This is a genomic window from Ensifer adhaerens (genome assembly GCF_001270265.1).
Lineage (GTDB): Bacteria > Pseudomonadota > Alphaproteobacteria > Rhizobiales > Rhizobiaceae > Ensifer > Ensifer adhaerens_B.
Map to the genome: position 1 here is coordinate 1 of NZ_LGAP01000023.1, position 20,313 is coordinate 20,313.

16 protein-coding genes and 1 pseudogene are annotated in these 20,313 nt (G+C 61.1%); 9 read left to right on the forward strand and 8 right to left on the reverse strand.

Annotated elements, in window-relative coordinates:
• The 5 genes and pseudogenes from AC244_RS36715 to AC244_RS25110 form a co-directional block, all read right to left on the reverse strand.
• Positions 1 to 143, reverse strand: a pseudogene (locus AC244_RS36715) (S-(hydroxymethyl)glutathione dehydrogenase); the annotation flags it as partial.
• Positions 144 to 231: 88 nt separating this feature from the next.
• Positions 232 to 1,173 (reverse strand): electron transfer flavoprotein subunit alpha/FixB family protein, encoded by a 942-nt coding sequence (locus AC244_RS25095; RefSeq protein WP_053251555.1) that lies wholly within the window; start codon positions 1,171 to 1,173, stop codon positions 232 to 234.
• 25 nt (positions 1,174 to 1,198) lie between these two features.
• Positions 1,199 to 1,948, reverse strand: a complete 750-nt coding sequence (locus AC244_RS25100) for an electron transfer flavoprotein subunit beta/FixA family protein (protein ID WP_053251556.1) — start codon at positions 1,946 to 1,948, stop codon at positions 1,199 to 1,201.
• Between the two features lie 43 nt (positions 1,949 to 1,991).
• Complete coding sequence (locus AC244_RS25105) at positions 1,992 to 2,597, reverse strand: dimethylsulfoniopropionate lyase (protein ID WP_053251557.1); 606 nt, start codon at positions 2,595 to 2,597, stop codon at positions 1,992 to 1,994.
• 46 nt (positions 2,598 to 2,643) lie between these two features.
• Positions 2,644 to 4,680, reverse strand: coding sequence for an NADH:flavin oxidoreductase (locus tag AC244_RS25110; protein WP_053251558.1), 2,037 nt, complete (start codon positions 4,678 to 4,680; stop codon positions 2,644 to 2,646).
• Positions 4,681 to 4,826: 146 nt separating this feature from the next.
• Between AC244_RS25110 and AC244_RS25115 the strand changes: the two genes are divergently transcribed.
• The 9 genes from AC244_RS25115 (at position 4,827) to AC244_RS25155 (ending at position 17,304) form a co-directional block, all read left to right on the forward strand.
• Positions 4,827 to 5,456, forward strand: a complete 630-nt coding sequence (locus AC244_RS25115) for a TetR/AcrR family transcriptional regulator (RefSeq protein WP_053251559.1) — start codon at positions 4,827 to 4,829, stop codon at positions 5,454 to 5,456.
• Between the two features lie 14 nt (positions 5,457 to 5,470).
• Complete coding sequence (locus tag AC244_RS25120) at positions 5,471 to 6,265, forward strand: pyrroline-5-carboxylate reductase family protein (protein ID WP_053251560.1); 795 nt, start codon at positions 5,471 to 5,473, stop codon at positions 6,263 to 6,265.
• 70 nt (positions 6,266 to 6,335) lie between these two features.
• Positions 6,336 to 7,337 carry an ABC transporter substrate-binding protein gene (locus tag AC244_RS25125; protein ID WP_053251561.1) on the forward strand — a complete coding sequence of 334 codons (1,002 nt, stop codon included), beginning with the start codon at positions 6,336 to 6,338 and terminating at the stop codon, positions 7,335 to 7,337.
• A gap of 89 nt (positions 7,338 to 7,426) precedes the next feature.
• The gene (locus AC244_RS25130; protein ID WP_053251562.1) at positions 7,427 to 8,314 is read left to right on the forward strand and encodes an ABC transporter permease; all 888 of its coding nucleotides are present in this window, start codon (positions 7,427 to 7,429) and stop codon (positions 8,312 to 8,314) included.
• Entirely contained in the window at positions 8,307 to 9,344 is a 1,038-nt protein-coding gene (locus tag AC244_RS25135) for a quaternary amine ABC transporter ATP-binding protein (protein WP_053251563.1), read from the forward strand. The genes AC244_RS25130 and AC244_RS25135 overlap by 8 nt, the downstream gene beginning before the upstream one ends.
• A 117-nt stretch (positions 9,345 to 9,461) precedes the next feature.
• Positions 9,462 to 11,447 carry an FAD-dependent oxidoreductase gene (locus AC244_RS25140; RefSeq protein ID WP_053251564.1) on the forward strand — a complete coding sequence of 662 codons (1,986 nt, stop codon included), beginning with the start codon at positions 9,462 to 9,464 and terminating at the stop codon, positions 11,445 to 11,447.
• Between the two features lies 1 nt (position 11,448).
• The gene (locus AC244_RS25145; protein ID WP_053251565.1) at positions 11,449 to 12,444 is read left to right on the forward strand and encodes an Ldh family oxidoreductase; all 996 of its coding nucleotides are present in this window, start codon (positions 11,449 to 11,451) and stop codon (positions 12,442 to 12,444) included.
• Between the two features lie 430 nt (positions 12,445 to 12,874).
• Positions 12,875 to 14,713: a cation:proton antiporter gene (locus AC244_RS25150; protein WP_053251566.1), complete on the forward strand. Its 1,839-nt coding sequence runs from the start codon at positions 12,875 to 12,877 to the stop codon at positions 14,711 to 14,713.
• 533 nt (positions 14,714 to 15,246) lie between these two features.
• Complete coding sequence (locus AC244_RS25155; RefSeq protein ID WP_053251567.1) at positions 15,247 to 17,304, forward strand: calcium-binding protein; 2,058 nt, start codon at positions 15,247 to 15,249, stop codon at positions 17,302 to 17,304.
• Positions 17,305 to 17,318: 14 nt separating this feature from the next.
• On the opposite strand, the gene AC244_RS25160 is transcribed toward AC244_RS25155, so the two are convergent.
• Genes AC244_RS25160 through AC244_RS25170 form a run of 3 tightly spaced genes read right to left on the reverse strand, consistent with a single transcriptional unit; the run spans position 17,319 to position 20,297 of the window.
• Positions 17,319 to 18,041 carry an ABC transporter ATP-binding protein gene (locus AC244_RS25160; RefSeq protein ID WP_053251568.1) on the reverse strand — a complete coding sequence of 241 codons (723 nt, stop codon included), beginning with the start codon at positions 18,039 to 18,041 and terminating at the stop codon, positions 17,319 to 17,321.
• The gene (locus tag AC244_RS25165; RefSeq protein WP_053251569.1) at positions 18,038 to 19,279 is read right to left on the reverse strand and encodes an ABC transporter permease; all 1,242 of its coding nucleotides are present in this window, start codon (positions 19,277 to 19,279) and stop codon (positions 18,038 to 18,040) included. The genes AC244_RS25160 and AC244_RS25165 overlap by 4 nt, the downstream gene beginning before the upstream one ends.
• 7 nt (positions 19,280 to 19,286) lie before the next feature.
• A complete protein-coding gene (locus AC244_RS25170) occupies positions 19,287 to 20,297 on the reverse strand; it encodes an efflux RND transporter periplasmic adaptor subunit (RefSeq protein WP_053251570.1) in 1,011 nt (336 codons plus the stop codon).
• Positions 20,298 to 20,313 lie beyond the last annotated feature (16 nt).

Sequence of the window (20,313 nt, forward strand, 5' to 3'; positions counted from 1 at the left end):
GACAGCGTGAAATCGTCGGTGTGGCAGATGCCGGTGGCCTTGACCTCGATCAGCACCTCGCCGGCCCGCGGGCCTTCGAGCTGAACGGTCATCACTTCCAGCGGCTTGCCGGCCTGAACGGCGACGGCGGCGCGTACATCCATCGTTGGATACCTCTTGCTGGTGATTTGATTGCAGGCCAGGCCGCGCAGCTGCCGGCCTCCAGATTGATATCGTTCGGTTCAAGACGCCTTAGAGCGCCTTTTCAAGCTCCGGCAGAGCATCGAAGAGATCAGCGACGAGGCCGTAGTCGGCGACCTGGAAGATCGGTGCCTCCTCGTCCTTGTTGATGGCGACGATGACCTTGCTATCCTTCATGCCGGCGAGATGCTGGATCGCCCCGGAGATGCCGCAGGCGATGTAGAGATCGGGCGCGACCACCTTGCCGGTCTGGCCGACCTGCCAGTCGTTCGGCGCGTAGCCGGCGTCGACCGCAGCACGGCTTGCACCGACGGCAGCGCCGAGCTTGTCGGCAACCGGCAGGATCACTTCCCTGAATTTTTCCGAAGAGCCGAGCGCGCGGCCACCGGAGATGATGATCTTGGCCGAGGTCAGTTCCGGACGATCCGACGACGACAGCGCATCGGCGACGAAGCTCGACAGGCCGGGATTGGCGGCAGCCGAGACGCTTTCGATCGCAGCCGAACCGCCTTCAGCGGCGGAGGCGAAGGAAGCGGTGCGCACGGTGATGACGCGCTTGGCTTCCGTCGTCTGCACCGTCTGGATGGCGTTGCCGGCATAGATCGGGCGTTTGAAGGTGTCGGAGGAGACAACTTCGATGATTTCCGAAACCTGGCTGACGTCGAGCAGCGCTGCAACGCGCGGCATGACGTTTTTGCCGACCGAGGTCGCCGCGGCGACGATCGTGTCGTAGTTTCCGGCAAGCGAGACGATGAGCGCCGCCAGCGGCTCGGCGAGGTTGTTGGCGAGCGAGGCGTCGTCGGCAACGAGCACCTTGGCAACATCGGCAAGCTTGGCGGCCTGCTCTGCCGCTGCCTTGGCGCCGGCACCGGCGACCAGCACGTGCACGTCGGCTCCAGTCCCACTGGCGATCTTGGAGGCAGCCGTCAGAGCCTTGGCGGTCTGGTCGGAAAGGTGGTTGCTGTCGTGGTCAGCCAGAAGCAGAATGGCCATGATGATATCTCCCTTTTGCTGAACCTTAGAGGACGCCGGCTTCGACTTTAAGCTTCTCGACGAGCTCGGCCACCGACTTGACCTTGATGCCAGCCTTGCGGCCCGACGGCTCCTCGGTCTTCAGCACCTTGATGCGGGCTGCCGTGTCGACGCCGAAGTCGGCCGGCGACTTCTTGTCGAGCGGTTTCTTCTTCGCCTTCATGATGTTGGGCAGCGAGGCATAACGCGGCTCGTTCAAACGCAGGTCGGTGGTCACGACCGCCGGCAGCGTGATGGCGATCGTCTGCAGGCCGCCATCGACTTCGCGCGTCACCGTCGCGCTTCCCTCACCGATCTCGACCTTCGAGGCAAAGGTGCCCTGGGCCCAGCCGAGCAGCGCCGACAGCATCTGGCCGGTCTGGTTGCTGTCGTCGTCAATCGCCTGCTTGCCGACGATGATCAGTCCCGGCTGTTCGGCCTCGGCCACTTGCCTGACGATCTTGGCGACGGCGAGCGGCTCAACCTGGTCCTCGGTCTCGACCAGGATCGCCCGGTCGGCCCCCATGGCGAGCGCGGTCCTGAGCGTCTCTTCGGCCTTGGCCGGACCAACGGAGACAACGACGACCTCGTCGGCCTTGCCCGCCTCCTTCAGCCGCAGCGCCTCTTCCACCGAGATCTCGTCGAACGGGTTCATCGACATCTTCGCATTGGCCAGCTCGACGCCCGAACCGTCCGCCTTCACGCGGATCTTGACGTTGTAGTCAACCACCCGTTTGACCGTAACCAGGATCTGCATGGATCTCTCCTCTCAACGTAAATGGAAAGTTGCTCGGGGTAGGTCAGTGCCTTGGCTGGTCCGGCAGCAGTGCCCAAAGAGCGAATAGTGGTCTCTCCCCCGAGCGCATGGCGTGCTTGATGCCCGGGGGATTGTAGAAAGAGCCTCCGATCCCCGGCGAGAACCAACCGGAATCGCCTTGCTGAAACTCCCCCTCGGACAGAACCAGGTAAGTCTCCTCCGGAGCATGCTCATGGTCCGGGTAGCGAACCTTCGGGGCCATCAACGTGGCGCCGAGCCAAACGTCCCTGCGGTCTTCCAACCCACCCGGGCCGACGATCATCGTATTGGCGTGGCTCAGGAGGAAGTTCTCGCTGGCCGTGTTGTCATAGGTCGAACGCCATTTCCACTCGAGCATCGGCTCGAGTGCCTTGAAGCTCGCTGCGAGTGAACGCAGCGAGGTTAGCCGCACGTCCACATGCAAGACGCCTTCGAGGTATTGTTTGCAAACGGGAAGACGTTTGCCTTCACCTTGGCGCTCCGTGCCCGGGGTCTCGAGATTCGCTAAGATCTGCATGACGGAGCGCCGGGCGCGCAGGTCATGGGCGTACTGGTCGAATGCCACGAACGCCGCGTCGACAACCCTCTGCAATATGTCATTTCGCGTCATGCGAGACCTCGATGCTGATCGAAGGGCGAGCCAATGAGCTCCGCGGTTAGAGATCCTTGGCCAGCCTCAAGGCGTCGTAGATGGCGGCGTGCGTGTTGCGGGCAGACACCGCATCTCCGATGCGGAAAAGCTGATAGGTGCCAGCCGGATTGCGCTCGACCGTCTGTGGGCTGCCGGAAAGCAATTCGTCGTAAGAGAGCTCGCCGAGGTTCCTCGAGCCGGGCTTCAGTTCGAAATACAGGTCATCCAGCGGGATCGTACCGTGATTGACGACGATCTGGTCGAACATCTGCTGCTTGGCGACGCCCCCATAGTCACTGCCGACGTGCGCGATGATCTGATTGCCGCTCTTTTCGGCGGCCTCCAACCTGTAAGTGACGGTGAAGGTTACATCGAGCTTCTGCAGCGAGCGCATGTAGGGCACGAGATTCATCGCCATCACTTCCGGAGCGAATGACCGGTCGGGTGTCATGATCTCGACCTTCGCTCCGGCCTTGGCGAGGAACTCTGCGGCCTGCAAGCCGGCGTGGTCGCCGGCATCGTCGAAAATCAGCACATTGGTCCCGGGCTTCACGTCGCCCGAGATGATATCCCAGGAGGAAACCACCAACTCATTGCCCTTTGACAGGACCTCCGTATGGGGCATGCCACCGGTCGCGACGATCACTACATCGGGGTTTTCTGCCGTAACGGTGTCGGCCTCAGCCCAGGTGTTGAAGCGGAAGGTGACGCCGAGCTTCTCGCATTGACCCATGCGCCAATCGATGATGCTCATCATTTCCCGCCGGCGCTCGCTTTGCGCCGTCAGCCGGATCTGCCCTCCAGGATTGTTCGCCGCCTCAAGGACCACGACCTCGTGACCGCGCTCGGCCGAGACGCGGGCGGCTTCAAGGCCTGCCGGCCCAGCCCCGATGATCACCACCTTCTTGCAAACCTCCGCCTTTTTGACGATGTGCGGCATGGTCTGCTCGCGACCCGTCGCGGCATTGTGGATGCAATAGGCAGCTCCGCCCTGATAGATGCGGTCGAGACAGTAGTTCGCGCCGACGCACGGACGGATATCGTCCTCACGTTTCTCCATGATCTTTCGCACAATATGCGGGTCGGTCATGTGGGCACGTGTCATGCCGATCATGTCGACCTTGCCGGATGCGATCGCGTAGCGCGCCGTTGCGACATCCGGGATCTTCGCCGCGTGGAAGGTCGGGAAATTGGTTGCGGCACGGATCTCGCCTGCGAAATCGAGGTGCGGAGCATTGGCCATCCCTTGGATCGGGATAACATCGGTCAGACCGGCGTCCGTATCGATGTGGCCGCGAATGACGTTCAGATAGTCGATGAGACCGCTGTCGCGCAGCCGCTTGGATATCTCCATCCCCTCGGCTCGACCCGTCCCACCGGGAAGACACTCGTCGGCGGTGTATCTGATACCAAGGATGAAATCGTTGCCGACCCTCTCGCGCATGGCCTTGAAGACATCAAGACAGAACCGCATGCGGTTTTCGAGCGAGCCGCCATAGGGTCCTTCGAGCTCGTTGGTCAGCGGCGAGGTAAACTGATCGATCAGATGGCCATAGGCCTCGAGTTCGACACCGTCCATACCGCCCGCCTTCATGCGCTCCGCGGCGTCGGCGAAGTCTTTGATGATGCGCTCAATGTCCCAGTCTTCGAGCTTCTTCGGGAAGGCGCGATGTGACGCTTCGCGGTGATGTGACGGTGCCACAACCGGAAGCCAGTCACCCTTGTCCCAACGGGTCCGTCGACCGAGGTGGGTAAGCTGGATCATGATCGCCGCACCCTCCTCGTGGACGGCATCGGTCATCTGCCGGATCCAGGGGACGATCTCATCCTTGTAAGCCAGCAGATTGTTGAAGACTGGCGGACTGTCCTTCGAAACCGCAGCAGAGCCCGCGGTCATCGTCAGCGCCACACCACCCTTCGCCCGCTCGACTGTATAGGCACGGTAACGCTCCTTCGGCATCCCGTCTTCCGGATAGGCTGGTTCGTGTGACGTGACGATGATGCGATTTCGCAGCGTCAAGTGCTTGAGTTTGTAGGGTTGCAGGAGGGGATCGTTCGACATGCGACGGGCTCCGGTTTAAGGACTCTGATCGCAACGCTAAGCGAAAATGTACATATGTGTCAACAATGAAAACACATGCGTTTGGATTATCGACACACATGTACATTTTGCTTGAAGAAGCCCAGTAGATTTGTTAGGAGTTCATTATGGAACAGGCGATGAGTGACAGCGGCTGGCGTGGTTCTCATGAGGGGTGGCTCGAAGCGGCCTATGACTCTCTGCTCGAATCCGGCGTGGATTCGGTAAAGATCCTGCCGCTCGCCAAGAGGCTCAACCTGTCCCGAACCAGCTTCTACTGGTTCTTCAAGGACAGGGAGGAATTGTTGAGTGCCCTGATCGCGCGGTGGAGAGAAAAGAACACCGGCAACCTCGTGAAGCAGTCGGAAGCTTATGCCGAGACTTTGGCCGAGGCGATGCTGAACGTGTTCGACTGCTGGGTGAACAAGGACTTGTTCGACTCGCAGTTCGAGTTTGCGGTCCGCAGTTGGGCCCTTCAGTCGCCAGAGATTGTCGACGAGGTTCAACGAGCCGATCAGGTCCGTCTGGAAGCGCTCGCCCGGATGTTCATGCGTTTCGGCTATGGCGAAGGGCCTGCCGATGTTCGCGCCCGAACGACCTATTTCGTGCAGATCGGCTACATCTCCATGCAGTCCAAAGAGGACATTGCGCTGCGTATGAAGCGGATCCCCGAATACATCGCAATTTACACCGGCCAAGTGCCGCAGCAGAGGGAGCTTGACCGCTTCTTCGCCCGGCACGGCTACAAACCCGAGTGAGAGAAGGACTGGAGATGAACGGCCGTTTGAGGGTTGGCATTGTCGGTGGGGCGGGGTGGCTCGGCGGAGCCATCGCCGAAGCTCTTCTCGATGCCGGCGTTGTAACGTCTGACGGGCTGTCCCTCTCCTACCGCAGCAATCAGCCGGAGCGTTTCCCCTCCTCGTTCTGGACAGTAGACAACCAGGCGCTTGCCGACCGGTCGGACGTCATCGTTCTCTCCCTCCGTCCCGTCGACTGGCAGGATCTGAAGGTCGATGCTCGAGGTAAGCTCCTGATATCCGTCATGGCGGGCGTGCCCCTAAGCGCGCTTTGCCAACGTCACGAAACGTGTCGCGTCGCGCGTTCGCTTCCCAATGCCGCAGCGGAAGTCCGCAGATCCTATACGCCATGGATCGCCACGGGCGATGTCAGCCAGGCCGATCGAGAAATCGTGCGCGCCATCTTCGACGCTTGCGGGATGCAGGATGAGGTCACAAGCGAGACCGAGCTCGACTATCTCACGGGCCTTTCTGGGTCGGGGCCGGCTTTTCCGGCTCTTCTGGCCGCCGCGATGATGGACGACGCCGTCCGGCAAGGTCTCGATCCGCTGGTCGCGCGGCGCGCGGTCAACTCCGTCTTGATCGGAACGGGTCGGATGCTCGAACAGCGAGACCACTGTCCGACCGACACAGTCGAGACGTTTCTCGATTATCGCGGCACGACCGCTGCAGCGATCGAAGCCATGCGCGCGGCCGGCTTCGACGCCGCCATCGCCGAGGGCCTGGCAGCCGCGCTCAAGAAATCGGTGAGTATGGGACGAGGTTCCTGACAGCCGTCCGGAGCGGGCGAAGCGGCAGCCGGCTCCTGATACAAAAATGCCGCCAAAAGAGGGAACGTTTATGAAGAAGCTGCTTGCATCTACCTGCTTGATGTTCGGCCTACTTGGCGGAGCGTCCGTTACGAGTGCCGCCGAATGCGGAACCGTCACGATTGCCAGCATGAACTGGCAAAGCGCCGAGGTGCTGTCGAATCTCGACAAGTTCATTCTCAACGAAGGCTACGGTTGCAGTGCCGAGATCACCATCGGCGACACCGTGCCGACGATCACCTCCATGGCGGAGAAAGGCCAGCCTGACATCGCTCCGGAAGCATGGATCGACCTGCTGCCCGATGTCGTCAAGAAGGGAACGGAAGAAGGCCGGATCATAAAGGTCGGCTCTCCTCTTCCCGATGGTGGCGTGCAGGGCTGGTGGATCCCCAAATATCTCGCTGACGCCCATCCGGACATCAAGACGATTGGCGACGCGCTGAAGCACCCGGAGCTCTTTCCCGATCCGGAGGACCCAAGCAAAGGAGCCATTTACAATGGCCCGCAGGGCTGGGGCGGCACGGTCGTAACTTCCCAACTCTACAAGGCGTTCGACGCTGAAAAGGCAAAGTTCACGCTGGTCGACACCGGTTCGGCGGCTGGCCTCGACGGTTCGATTGCCAAGGCCTACGAACGCAAGGAAGGATGGGTCGGCTACTACTGGGCACCGACTGCGCTGCTTGGCAAATATGAGATGGTCAAGCTTGAGGCAGGCGTACCCCTCGATGCCGCCGAATGGAAGCGCTGCATTACCGTGGCTGACTGCGCCGATCCCAAGCCGAGTGCATGGCCGGTCGATACGATCGTGACTCTGGTCGCCAAGCCCTTCTCCGAGAAGGTCGGTCCTGACGTCATGGACTATCTTAACAAGCGCGCCTGGAGCAACGACACGGTCAGCAAGCTGATGGCCTGGATGACGGACAATCAGGCAAGCGGCGAAGAAGGCGCCAAGCACTTCCTCGAAGAGAACGCAGACGTTTGGTCGAAGTGGGTCTCGCCGGAAGCGGCCGAGAAGATCAAGTCGGCCCTCTAAGCCACTTCTGGGTGCGGTGCGCCTAAGCTCACCGCACCCTTTTCCAGAATCGAAAAACTTGCGCCGGCTTCTTCAAAAAGGGGAACCGAATGGAATGGCTTTTTGAATTCCCACACATGAACGACGACTCCCTTCGCACGCTGAAGAAGGCGATCGACGAAGGCTTCCGCTCGTTCACGCGCGCCTATGGCGACGCCATCGAGGGCTTCTTCTCTCCTTTGCAGCACTTTCTGATCGCCTCAGAACGCTTCATGACGCAGACGCCTTGGCCGATCATCATGATCATCATCCTCGCGATCGCCTGGGGCGCGAGCAGAAGTTTGAAAGTCGTGCTGGGCTGTTCGGTGACTCTGCTGGCGATCGGCTATTTCGACATGTGGGACGACACCATGCGGACAGTCTCAATGATCTTCGTCTGCACGCTCCTGTCGATTGCCATCGGCATTCCGATCGGCATTCTGATGTCCCGTTCCGATCGCCTTCAGCGGGTCGTTAACCCGGTGCTCGATGTCATGCAGACGATGCCGAGCTTCGTCTATCTGATCCCCGTCGTCATGCTGCTCGGGATCGGAAAGGTGCCGGGCCTCATCGCAGTCGTCATCTACGCCATCCCGCCGATGATCCGGCTTACCAATCTCGGCATTCGCCTTGTCGACAAGGATGTTCTCGAAGCGGCTGACGCCTTTGGTTCGTCGAGTTGGCAGAAGCTCAAGAACGTGCAGTTGCCGTTGGCGCTGCCGACGATCATGGCCGGCATCAACCAGACCATCATGATGGCGCTTGCAATGGTCGTCATCGCCTCGATGATTGGTGTTCAGGGCCTCGGCCAGCCGGTGCTGAAGGCGATTGCCAACCAATATTTCACGCTGGGCATTTTCAACGGCCTTGCCATCGTCGGCATCGCCATCATCTTCGACCGGGTCAGCCAGGCATACGGCGAGAGACTCCAGAAGCACCGGGAGATCGTCCATGGCTGACACCAAATTCGGCGGCATCAAGATCCGCCACCTCTACAAGATCTTCGGGCCGAACGCCCAAGCGTATGTCGATGCCGTAAAAAAGGGCCTGACGAAGGCCGACCTCAACGAACGTCACGGGCATGTTTTAGGCTTGCGGGATATCAACATCGAGATCCCCTCCGGCCGCATCCAGGTGATCATGGGCCTGTCGGGGTCGGGCAAATCGACCCTCATCCGGCACATCAACCGACTGATCGATCCCACTGCCGGCGAAGTCCTGGTCGATGGTGTCGACGTCGTAAAGATGAGCCAGTCGGAGCTGCGCGAGTTCCGACGGCACCAGACGGCAATGGTGTTTCAGAAGTTCGCGCTGCTCCCGCATCGCAACGTTCTCGACAACACGCTTTATGGTCTTGAGGTTCAGGGTCTGGAGCGCGCGAAGGGCGTCGACATCGCCATGCGATGGATCGAGCGCGTTGGTCTGAAGGGCTTTGAAAGCAAGTACCCGAACCAGCTTTCCGGCGGCATGCAGCAGCGCGTCGGCCTCGCTCGAGCGCTTGCGAACGATGCTCCGGTTCTCCTGATGGACGAGGCCTACTCCGCCCTCGACCCGCTGATCCGCATGGACATGCAGACCGTTCTTCTCGACCTGCAGAAGGAGATCAAGAAGACCATCGTCTTCATCACCCATGATCTCGATGAAGCGCTGCGACTGGGCGATCAGATCGCCGTCCTACGCGACGGCGAGGTCATCCAGCAGGGCACGAGCCAAGATATCGTCCTCAGGCCCGCTGATGACTACATCGCCAACTTCGTCAAGGAGGTGAACCGTGGCCGGGTCGTCCATGTCGAGGCCGTCATGACGCCGGTCGCCGCGGACCATGCGGTCAATGGCGCGACGCTGATCGCGGGAAGCACGATCGAGGCCGCCCTCAAGATCCTTGCACACAAGGATGCCAAGGATCTGGTGGTGGTCGATGCTGTCGGAATGCCCGTCGGCGTCGTGGATCTGAAGCGGCTGGCCGCGGCGGTCGTAACACCGCATTAAGCGGCGGGGGATCCGGAGCTCGGCGAACGAAAACTCAAAAGCCGGGCGTAAGCGTCTCCCGCGGTGGGAGCCGCTTCGTGCGGATGGTTTCGTCGAGCGCCTTTAAGGAGGAGAAAAATGTCCAAGAAGTTTCCCCACCTGTTCTCTCCGCTCAAACTGCGCTCGCACGTACTTAGAAACCGGATCGTCTTTGGCGCTCATACGTCCAATATGGCCGTCGAGGGACTGCCAACGGAGCGGCACGCCGCCTACTACGCCGAAAGGGCGATCGGCGGAGCCGCGATGATCGTCGTGGAACCAATGCCGGTGCATGCAGCGGCGGTACTAACCCGTGGCAATTTTCGCCATTCGGATGACTCGGTCATTCCGCATTTCAAGAAGGTCGTCCGAGCGATAAAGGACCATGGAGCGGTTGCGATCCAGCAACTCTACCATATCGGCGCGCATGGAGATTCCGACAACTCCTATCATCCGCATTGGTCGCCGTCAGGCCTGCCGAGCTACCACGACAGCGATGGCTCGCATGCGATGAACGAAGACGAAATCTGCGAAACGATCGATGGGTTCGTTCAGGCTGCTCGCCGATGTAAGGATGCGGGGTTCGACGGAGTGGAGGTCTGGGCCGCCTATCTCGGCATGATCGACCAGTTCTGGACCCCGTGGACAAACCGCCGCGACGACCGATGGGGCGGGTCGATCGAAAACCGCACCCGGATGTCGCGGGAAATACTGACCCGGATCCGGAACTTATGCGGTCCGGACTTCATCATCGGATTGGCGGTGAGCGATGAACCGGACGTCAAAGTGGCGCTTCAACGAGACGAGCTTGCTGAGATCGTAAAGCTTCATGACGAAGCTGGCCTCATAGACTATGTGACCTGCGGCTCAGGCGGCTACCTCGATTTCCATAAATTGATGCCCACGTTTCTCTATCCGGAAAAACTCGGTGCGGATCTCGCCTCAACGCTAAAGAAGGTCGTCAAGACGGCCGTTGTGATCGCGGAAAGCCACATCCGCACGCCCGAGAACGCCGAAACAGTGCTTGGCGAAGGCGCCGCGGACCTCGTGTCCATCGTGCGCGGTCAGATCGCCGATCCACACCTTGCGAACAAGGCGGCAGACGACCGTCCCGAAGACGTCCGCGGCTGCATCTCGTGCAATCAGATGTGCTGGGGACGCCGCTCCCGCGACTATTGGATCAGCTGTCTGATCAACCCGTCAGTCGGGCGGGAACTCGACTGGAACGGCGATCAGTTTGAGCGAGCCGCGGACCCCAAGCGAGTGCTTGTTGTCGGCGGCGGTCCGGCAGGCCTTGAAACGGCACGAGTGGCCGCGGAACGCGGCCATCAGGTGGTGCTGGCGGAGGCTTCAAACCGCTTGGGCGGCAACTTTCTGCTGGCAGGCCTCCAGCCTCGGAGAGGCCAGATCACGGAACTCCTTCAGTGGTACGAGCGCCAGCTTGAGAAGCTGGGTGTTGAAGTCCGTCTCAACACCTATTTTGAAGTCGCCGACATCGCCAGCTCCGAGACTGATGTCGTCGTCGTTGCCACCGGCTCGATCTCGCCCGAAACGGGCTTTCAGAAGGCTTTGCCCACGATTGAGGTATTGCCGGGCATGGAAAAGGGCAACGTCTTTACCGTCGAAGCCGTCATGGCCCGCCAAGTGAGACCAGGCAATCGTATCCTGCTGCTCGATGAAGGTGGAGGCTGGAGAGGCTGCGGAACAACGTGGAAGATGGCGGAGGACGGCCATGAGGTGACCATCGTCACGCCTGATCCCTTCGTCGGCAAGGAACTGCAACGAACCGCCGCGGATCTGCCGATGCGACAGGCGTTGAGAAAGCTTGGAGTTCAATGGATTGTCGAAACGAGCATAGCCGAATGGCACGGGAACGGCGCGACGCTTGTCGACCATACGACTCATGAACGGCGCTTGGTGGAAGCCGACGCGCTGGTCATGGCGACGACCAATCATGCTGCAGATTGGCTGATGCAGGACCTGAAAGCACTTCCAGTGTCCGTACGCCAGATCGGCGACTGTGCAGCTCCGCGCCAGGCGCCCTACGCCTTCTATGAAGGGCGGAAAACCGGCTTGGAGATCTGAAATGCCAGACGAGATCCTGCTTGATCGAAAAGATGCTGAAGCGCTAGCGATCCGCGCGTGTCTTGCGGCTGGAGCGAGCGAACTGACCGCTCGCTCGCTCGTCAATGCCACGCTGTCGGCTGCACTCTATGGCTCCCCAAGTGTGGGATTTCCGCACCTCATAGACTACCTGCACAGCTTAAAGGAGGGGCGCGTCAATGGCGATCCACAGCCCGTCTTCGAGCGACCCTTTCCTGCCTTCTTCGCCTCCGATGCCGATCGAGGGATTGCACAGCTGGGTTTCGATCTTGCACTGGAAGACTTCGTTGCCACCGTGAACAACTTCGGTGTTGGCGTTTTCACTCAGAAGAACAGCTATACCACCGGAGAACTCGGCTACTACGTCCGCAGGCTCGCTGAACACGGATTGATTTCCATCGCCGCCACCAATGCCAATGCGATGATGGCGCCAATCCCCGGGGGATCGCCGGTCTACAGCACCAATCCTCTGGCATTCGGATGTCCGCTGGGAGACTCGATGCCGCCAGTCGTCATCGATCAGTCCTCGAGCGCCACCGCCTATGTAAACATCGTCGCGGCCGCAGCGCAGCAACGTCCGATACCGGAGGGATGGGCGGTCGACCGCGAAGGCAGGGCAACGCTTGACGCAGACGAAGCGTTGACAGGGGCGCTCCTCCCGTTCGGTGGTCGCAAGGGCGCGAACATCGCCTTGATGGTGGAGATGTTGGCCGCCGGCCTTTCTGGTGGATCGTGGTCGCTGGATGCGGCCGATTTCATGTCGGGGACGCGTTCGCCGGCGGTTGGGCTGACATTGATCGCGATGTTGCCTGGTCGACCCGCCGATCAACGTGTCGCTCGTGCCAGCGCACAAATCGGACGTCTTCAAGGATTGGGCGTCTATGTTCCTGGAACCAGCAAACAGCCGCCATCGACAGAGTGGGTGAGTCTTTCTCGCGACACATTCGAAGCGATATCGAAGATAGCCAGCGAGGCGTAGCGCCTCCGCGCGCCTACAGCTTCCTTACAAGCTTCCCAACCAGCGATGTCCGTCTCGCGGCCGCATCGAGAGCATTTTTTTATTGTCACCTCAGGCGCGCCCCACAACAATGCCGTAGAGCGGAGCAGTTCGAGGGAGACCTGCACTCTCGTGGATAGCATCCGCTCCGCTTCCTGGACGATACCAGTTCTGAGCTGAGCTCTGGGCCAACGTGACACCGACCTTGGGAGTCGAACTGTGCATCCGTCGCCTTGATGCAATTCGAACTGCTGGTGCGGTACCTGTCATCGCAGCGGAGACACTACCACCGGAAATGAGAGTAGAATCCGTCAGAGGAGACGAAGTGTGATCCTACGAGCGGTGATGCGCATCGGGTCGGAGTAGTAAGCGGGCGCGCGCGTTGCGCACTGGTCAAACTTGTGAGCTATCGATGACGCCAGGACCAGAAAATTACAAGGAGCTTCTGCTGTTTCTGGCGACGGCAGGCATAATTGTGCCTCTGTTTGGACGGTTGAAATTGAGCCCGGTCTTTGGATTTCTCGCCGCCGGCATGATGCTTGGGCCCTTCGGTCTCGGAGCTCTCGCCAGAGATTTACCGTGGCTCTCCGCAATCTCCATAACAGATGTGGGACAGATCGCGTATCTGGCTGAATTCGGCGTAGCATTCCTTCTCTTCATGATTGCGCTCGAGCTGTCGTGGAATCGCCTTCTGCTGATGCGCAAACTCGTCTTCGGGCTAGGCGGCTTGCAGGTTCTCGCCTCGACAGCCGTCCTAGCGGCCGTCGCCGGCGTGTTAGGTCAAACTCCAGCTTCAGCGGTGGTGCTTGGAAGCGCGCTCGCGATGTCATCGACGGCTATCATTCTGCCGTCGCTTGTCGAGCGCAAACTGCTCAACACCACGGTTGGACGGGCAAGTTTCGCCGTGTTGCTCTTCCAGGACCTTGCGGTGGCGCTTCTGCTGTTCATGGTGACGATGTTGGGTGCGCGTGAAGGAACGGGACTCGGCGCCGGCTTGTTGTATGCGCTAGCGCCTGCCGCAGTTGCGTTATTCGCAATGGCCGGGCTGGGCCGCCTAATTCTTAGGCCCCTGTTTAAGTTGGTCGCGACAACAAAGAGCAGTGAGTTGTTCGTCGCTGCATGCCTCTTGGTCGTGATCGGCTCCGGCCTTGTCACAGAACTCAGTGGTCAGTCCATGGCTCTGGGCGCCTTCATCGCCGGCCTCCTGCTGGCTGAAACAGAGTATCGCCGGCAGATCGAGGTCACGATCCAGCCCTTCCAGGGTCTTCTACTCGGCCTCTTCTTCGTCTCGGTTGGGGCCCGTCTGGACCTGTCGGAGATCATTGCCAACCCATTCCTTACGGTGGGTGTCGCGATCGGCTTGTTCGCCATAAAGGCAGTTATCCTGTTCCCCATCGCGCGCCTAATGGGCTTGCCGAACCGGGCGGCCGGCGAGCTGGCGGTTGTACTAGGCCCCGGCGGCGAGTTCGCATTGATCCTTATCGGTGCAGCTGTGGCCGGCAACGTCGTCCCTGACGAAGCCAGCGCCACTGCCACGGTCGCGGCTACGTTGACGATGGTTGCCATCCCCTTGCTGATCCGGCTACTGGGCGGTGCCAGGGGAAATGCCGATATCGATGAAGCTGCATTCGCAGGATTGACACCCCAGCATGACGACGGTCTGGAGCGCGTGATCGTCGTCGGATACGGGCGTGTCGGACAATTGGTCGCCGAGATGCTTTCACGGCACGAGCTGAGGTTCCTGGCAATCGATGCCGATCCCGTGCTAGTCGCCAATGAGCGCGCCCGCGGTCCTACCATCTACTATGGCGATGCCACCCGGATCGAGTTGCTTCGACGTTGTGGAATCCACAGCGCCCGCGCGCTTGTCGTGACCTTGGACAAACCCGACGCGGTAGAATCTATCGTCCGCGCGGCGCGATCGGAACGGTCGGATCTTACCATTGTCGCCCGCGCGCGCGACGCAGTGCATGCAACGGAATTGTACGAGCTGAAAGTCACTGATGCAGTGCCGGAGACCATCGAAGCCAGCCTCCAGCTATCACAAGCAGTGCTCGTTGGCATCGGCATCCCGATGGGCCTGGTGATTGCATCCATTCACGAGAAACGGGATGAATTTCGCAAGATGCTGCAGCCCACTGACGGATCAGGCAGGGAACGGCATGCCATCCGCGCGCCGGAGGCGAAATCTCACCCGACTCGTAGACCGCGCTCGAGCTCAGGTGCCCCTGAGCACACTCAGGATCGCTAATCCGAAAGAAGAGTGAACTGACCCGACGATCACGTACTGCTGCCGGTGATCTGCGGTTCGATTCGCGACGAATAGATTTACCGAATATCGGATGTTCGTTTTGAACCAATACCGTTCAAGGGCAGTGTTGGCGATCTCTGCGCTAAAACCCACAAACGGAAATGGCCGCGGAAATCCACAGCCAAAGCCAATCAAAAGAGCGCGCTCTAGGAGTGGGATGCTTTCCTTAGATGCTGCTGGACGGATCTCTTCTCGGGCGACGACTCCCGGAGCATGTCTCTGCACGTCCTGACACGTAGCTCCGTCCTTCCGCAGATCGTGGCTTTACTTCAGAGCATTTCGCCGCGGCGGCCATCAGCGTGAATGGTGGCTATTCTCTCGCGAGATCTAATATATATTTCGAATTAAATTGCCTCTATTTGGTTGATTTATTCAATATTGCTTTGCAGTTCTATTTAAATACATTTGATGTCGAGTGATTTTATTCGAACTAGCGCAAGTATTAACATAAGTCGATCAAAGAGGATGACGATATGGCGAAGATCGTAGGCTCGTACGCGGACGACGTTTTGAAAGGCACCGGAGAAAGCGACCGCATCTGGGGTCTTGTCGGCTATGACACGATCGATGGCGGCGCCGGCGACGATTTCGTCAGCGGCGACGACGGTCGAGATACCCTGACGAGCTCGAGCGGCTACGATCGCCTCGACGGCGGTGCCGATGATGACCAGATCATTCTCACCGGTACCGGCGGCGCCGTTACGGGAGGTCGGGGCTATGACGGACTTGTCGTCGACTTCTCGCAAAACGCCGACCGAATGGTCTTCAACGGTGCCAACGGCCATGGCTATGTTGGCGATCCGAGCGCCGGTGACCGGCACATCTTCTTCCACCATATCGAGTGGCTGCGGCTGCTCGCCGGCAGCGGTGACGATCGGATCATCGGGACTGCAGGGGGCGACCGGATCTCGACCGGCGCCGGCGACGACGTCGTCCATGCGGGCGCGGGACAGGATATCATCACCAATACGGGTGGCCACGACCGTCTTGACGGCGGCGAGGGAAACGACCGGTTCGTGCTCGTCGGGACGGGCAGCACTGTTTTCGGCGGTGCCGGAGACGATACGCTGGTCAGCGATCTCTCGGCGACAGCGGCTCCGGTGGTGTTCAACCTGGAGAACGGCCACGGCATCATTGGGTACCAGACATCGGAGGAACGGCACCTCTTCGTCCAGTACCATGATGTCGAGCGGATTGTGCTGACGACGGGACGCGGAAGCGACCATATTACGGGCAGCGCGTTTCGCGACGTTATCGAGACGGCCGGCGGCAACGATTTCGTCGACGCCGGAGCGGGCGACGACATGATCACCGATGGGCTCGGCGCCAACCGCCTTTTTGGCGGCGACGGCCGCGATCAGATCATCTCGACGCTCTTCTCCGCCGAGATCGACGGCGGCGCGGGCCAGGACTGGTTGTATATCAAGGAAACGCAGCGCACGAGCGACCTCACCGTCGATTTCGCTGCCGGAGAGGCCTCAACCGGTACGGTTTTTCGCGGCATAGAGGAGGCGAGCCTCGCGCTCGGCACCGGCAACGATCGGGTCATTGGGGGTGATCTCACCTTTCTCGTTGTCGATGCCGGCGCCGGAAACGACCATCTCGAAGGCGGTGCCGGGCGTGACCGGTTCGATGGCGAAGAGGGCAACGACTACATCGACGGCGGCGGCGGAGAAGATACGATATCGACGGGCCTTGGCGACGATGTGGCCTTTGGTGGCGACGGCAGGGATTCGCTTGCTAATGACGGCGGCAGCGATTTGCTCGACGGTGGCGCCGGCGACGACTGGCTGCAGGACACCATTCCCGGCAGCGGCAGCCTGGGCGTTGCGTCGATCCTGCGCGGCGGCACGGGCAACGACACGATCAACGCGCGTTACCTCGGCGAGGTCGACGGCGGTGAGGGCCGGGATTTGCTGAGCCTCAACTACGGCGGCTTGCCGCAGGCGACCGATTTCGATGCGACACGCGGCGCAACGCACACCGGATTGGCCTTCGCCAATGTCGAATATTTCAGCGTCTCGACCGGGCGCTACGACGACGTGCTGCGAGGTGCTGACGACGACGACGACACCTTCTATTCGCTGAGCGGCAACGACATCCTCGACGGGCGCGGCGGCAACGACACGCTCAGGGGCGACTCGGAAAACGACCAGCTCTTCGGCGGAGATGGCGCGGATTTTCTCGACGGCGGCTCGCAGAATGACCTGTTGAGCGGCGGCAATGGCACCGACCTGTTGAAGGGTGGCAGCGGTGCCGACACGTTTCTTTGGTCATCGGAAAGCTCCGCTCAGGCGGGTCTCGATCGCATTCTCGATTTCGATGGCCGGCAGGGCGATCGGATCGCCTTTTCCGAGGAGGCCCAGGACCGCACGGGCATTCACAGTTATGCCGATTTTCTTGCCGCCGCGCGCGTGACGGACGCTGGTGTATTCATTGCCTTTAACGGCTCCGGTGCCGAAGGCCTCCTGATCGAGGATGTTTTGCTCTCGGCCCTCACCGAAAGCGATGTCGTCTTCGGCCTGGGCTGATGTCCCGTCGGGCATCAGCTTTCCGGGGTCTCGCCTTCGCTTGAGATCATAGACTTGTCCGCCTCCGTGATCAGGCTTCCATCGATGAGATGAAGACGTCGGTCCATGCGCGAGGCCATGTCGAGGTCGTGGGTGACCGCGACCACCGTCTTTCCCTGTTCGCGCACCAGCGTTTCCAGGATTTTGAAGACCTGTTCGGAGTTCTTGCTGTCCAGGCTGCCGGTCGGCTCGTCCGCGAGGATCAGCGGCGGATCGTTGGCCAGCGCGCGGGCCACCGCCACGCGCTGGCGCTGGCCGCCGGAGAGCTGGTCGGGCCGCTTGTCGAGATGATCGGCAAGACCGAGCGCGGCGAGCAGGTCGCCCGCCCGCCGGCACATCTCGTCCCGGCTAAGACGACCGAGCTTGCGCATGGGGATCTCGACATTCTCGCGGGCGGTGAACTCCGGCAGCAGGAAGTGGAACTGGAAGACGAAGCCGATATTGGCAAGGCGCGTGGCGGCTCGTTCGTCCTCGTCCATCCGGGCCGTGTCCCGGCCGCGGATACTGAGCGTGCCGCCGGTCGGCCGGTCGAGCAATCCGAGTAGATAGAGAAGCGATGACTTGCCCGAACCTGAGGGACCGGTGACCGCAACGAATTGCTGCTCGCCAATCGTCAGCGATATGTCCTTCACCAGGGTGACCGGCACCGTCTCCTTGAGGATGCGCGTCAATTCCGTTGCTTCGATCAGCGTGTTCATGTCGCGCCCCTGATGATGTCGACGGGATTGGCGCGGGCCGCCCGCCTTGCCGGCAAATAGCCGGCGACGGCCGCCGACCCGAGCGCGAAGGCGGCGGCGATCGAATAGTGAAGCATGCTCCAGGCGATCGGCAGCCGGGTCATTTCCTGGCCGGTCGCGGATATCTCGAAGCGGACGAGCGAGAGCGTATAGACCATCGCAAAGCCGAATGCCCAGCCGAGCAGCGTGCCGGCCGTGGCGATCGCCACACCTTCGAGCACGAACAGGATGCGCATATCGGCCTCGGTGAAGCCGAGCGACTTCATGATGGCGATGTCGCGCGCCTTCTCGTGCGTGATCGTCGAGATGATATTGAAGATGCCGAAGCCCGCGACCAGCATGATCGCCGCGACGACGGTGTACATGATGACATTGCGCACGACGAGCGCCTCCAGGATCGACTCGTTCGCCTCCTGCCAGGCGACCGCCTTGTAGCCGAGTTCCGTCTCGATGCGGCGCGCCACGGTGACCGCAGCGTTCGGATCGTTGAGCTTGATGTTGATCTCGTTGATCGCGTTCGGCCGGGCAGAGAGGATCTGCGCGTTCTTCTGCAGTACATAGGCTTCGCCTTCGTCGCGCGCCGTCGTCCCGGTGTGGAAGAGGCCGACGATCTTGAAGCGGCGGCTAAGCCCCTCCGAAGAGACGGCGGTGATCGTATCACCAAGCTTGGCGCCGAGCCGGGCGGCCATGGTATCGCCGATCACCGCATTGTTGCCGCCCGCCGCAAGCGCCGCGAAGCTTCCCGCCTTGAAATCCTCGATGATCGGCGAGACACGAGGCTCTGCCTGCGGGTCGATGCCGATAACTGCCGCCCCGACCTCCTGGCCGGAATAGCGGATGACGCCCTGCGCCTTGAGCGTTGCCGCAAAGCGGCCAGGGATCCAGCCGTCGAGCCAGGAGAGCGCGGCTGTGGGGTTGATGATGCCGCGGCGGTCGTCGCGCGGTCTGAGACCGGAAATGGCGGTCGCATCGAACAGGTCCTCCGCCGGTTGCCGCCGCGCCGTGCGCTGCTCGTCAGTCACCTGCACATGCGGCATCGTGTCGACGAGCTGGCGGACGAAATCGTCCTGACCGCCCTGCATCAGGGCGGCCATGGCAATGGAAAACCCGACGCCGACCGCGACCCCGAGCATCGCAACGATCGTCTGTCGGCCTCGACCGAAGATGTGGGTCAGTGCGATGTCGATGATGAGGCGCATGGCAAACTCATCTCTCCGGGGCGGCGGAGGCTCTGACACGCGCGCCGTCGGCAAGGCCGGCCGGGAAGGGAGTGACAAGGCGGTCACTGTCCTCCAGCCCTGATAGGACCTCGACACCTTCCGCGCCGCGTATACCCGTCCTGACCTCCCTTATCTTCGCATGATTGCCGGCGATCACGGCGACCTTCGCTCCTTCCAGCGCTACGGTCGGTATGATCAAAGCATCATGCGACACCCGCACGATGATGTTGACGTCCGTCGACATGCCGATCCGGAGCGGCGTGTCGTCGGGAAGGCGAAAGCGGACGCGATAGGTCTTCGTCACCGGGTCACCCTTGGGTGTGATGCTGTCGACTGTCGCCTCCAGCTTCTGATTGCGGAAGGCATCCGATCTCAACAGCGCCCTCTGACCGACTTCGACGCGTGGAATGTCCTCTTCGTTGACGTCGGCCGTGACGATCAGCGGCTTCGGTTCCCCGACCCAGAAAAGCACCGTGCCGAGGTCCGCGACCTCGCCGATCTCGCCGTCCTGTCGGAGCACCTGCCCGGCGCTCGGCGCTCTGAGCACATAGGTCGCAAGCCGCGCCTGACGGCCAGCCACAAGGGCTTCGAGCTGGCCGAGTTCGCTACGCGCCCGGTCGACCTCCTGCTCGCTGATGGTGCTCCGCTCGGCCAGCGCCAGCTTGCGCCGATACTCCTCCTGCGCTAGCGTCAACCGGGCCTGGAGTTCGCCGAGCGCTGCCCGCGCCTCGGTGTCGTCGAGGCGGGCGAGCACGTCGCCCTTCGCGACGCGTTCGCCTTCGCAATTGCACTGTTCGACGATCCGCTCGGCGATCGTCGGGGTGACCTTCGCCCAGGTGCGCGGCTCCACGACGCCATCCGCATAGATGATTTCCGCCGCATCGCCGCGCTTCGGAGCGAAGACGGACACGGGAACCGGGCGGAACAAGTACCAGGGGACGGTCGCGCCGACGGCGGCGACGATCGCCGCTCCGATTGCATAACGACCTGGCCGCACGAGACGCTCCTTGAAA

Coding starts and splice junctions, on each gene's coding strand:
- AC244_RS25100 (WP_053251556.1), bottom strand. CDS start 1,948: ATGCAGATCCTGGTTACGGTCAAACGGGTGGTTGACTACAACGTCAAG.
- AC244_RS25145 (WP_053251565.1), top strand. CDS start 11,449: ATGCCAGACGAGATCCTGCTTGATCGAAAAGATGCTGAAGCGCTAGCG.
- AC244_RS25160 (WP_053251568.1), bottom strand. CDS start 18,041: ATGAACACGCTGATCGAAGCAACGGAATTGACGCGCATCCTCAAGGAG.
- AC244_RS25130 (WP_053251562.1), top strand. CDS start 7,427: ATGGAATGGCTTTTTGAATTCCCACACATGAACGACGACTCCCTTCGC.
- AC244_RS25105 (WP_053251557.1), bottom strand. CDS start 2,597: ATGACGCGAAATGACATATTGCAGAGGGTTGTCGACGCGGCGTTCGTG.
- AC244_RS25135 (WP_053251563.1), top strand. CDS start 8,307: ATGGCTGACACCAAATTCGGCGGCATCAAGATCCGCCACCTCTACAAG.
- AC244_RS25095 (WP_053251555.1), bottom strand. CDS start 1,173: ATGGCCATTCTGCTTCTGGCTGACCACGACAGCAACCACCTTTCCGAC.
- AC244_RS25155 (WP_053251567.1), top strand. CDS start 15,247: ATGGCGAAGATCGTAGGCTCGTACGCGGACGACGTTTTGAAAGGCACC.
- AC244_RS25120 (WP_053251560.1), top strand. CDS start 5,471: ATGAACGGCCGTTTGAGGGTTGGCATTGTCGGTGGGGCGGGGTGGCTC.
- AC244_RS25150 (WP_053251566.1), top strand. CDS start 12,875: ATGACGCCAGGACCAGAAAATTACAAGGAGCTTCTGCTGTTTCTGGCG.
- AC244_RS25125 (WP_053251561.1), top strand. CDS start 6,336: ATGAAGAAGCTGCTTGCATCTACCTGCTTGATGTTCGGCCTACTTGGC.
- AC244_RS25140 (WP_053251564.1), top strand. CDS start 9,462: ATGTCCAAGAAGTTTCCCCACCTGTTCTCTCCGCTCAAACTGCGCTCG.
- AC244_RS25115 (WP_053251559.1), top strand. CDS start 4,827: ATGGAACAGGCGATGAGTGACAGCGGCTGGCGTGGTTCTCATGAGGGG.
- AC244_RS25165 (WP_053251569.1), bottom strand. CDS start 19,279: ATGCGCCTCATCATCGACATCGCACTGACCCACATCTTCGGTCGAGGC.
- AC244_RS25110 (WP_053251558.1), bottom strand. CDS start 4,680: ATGTCGAACGATCCCCTCCTGCAACCCTACAAACTCAAGCACTTGACG.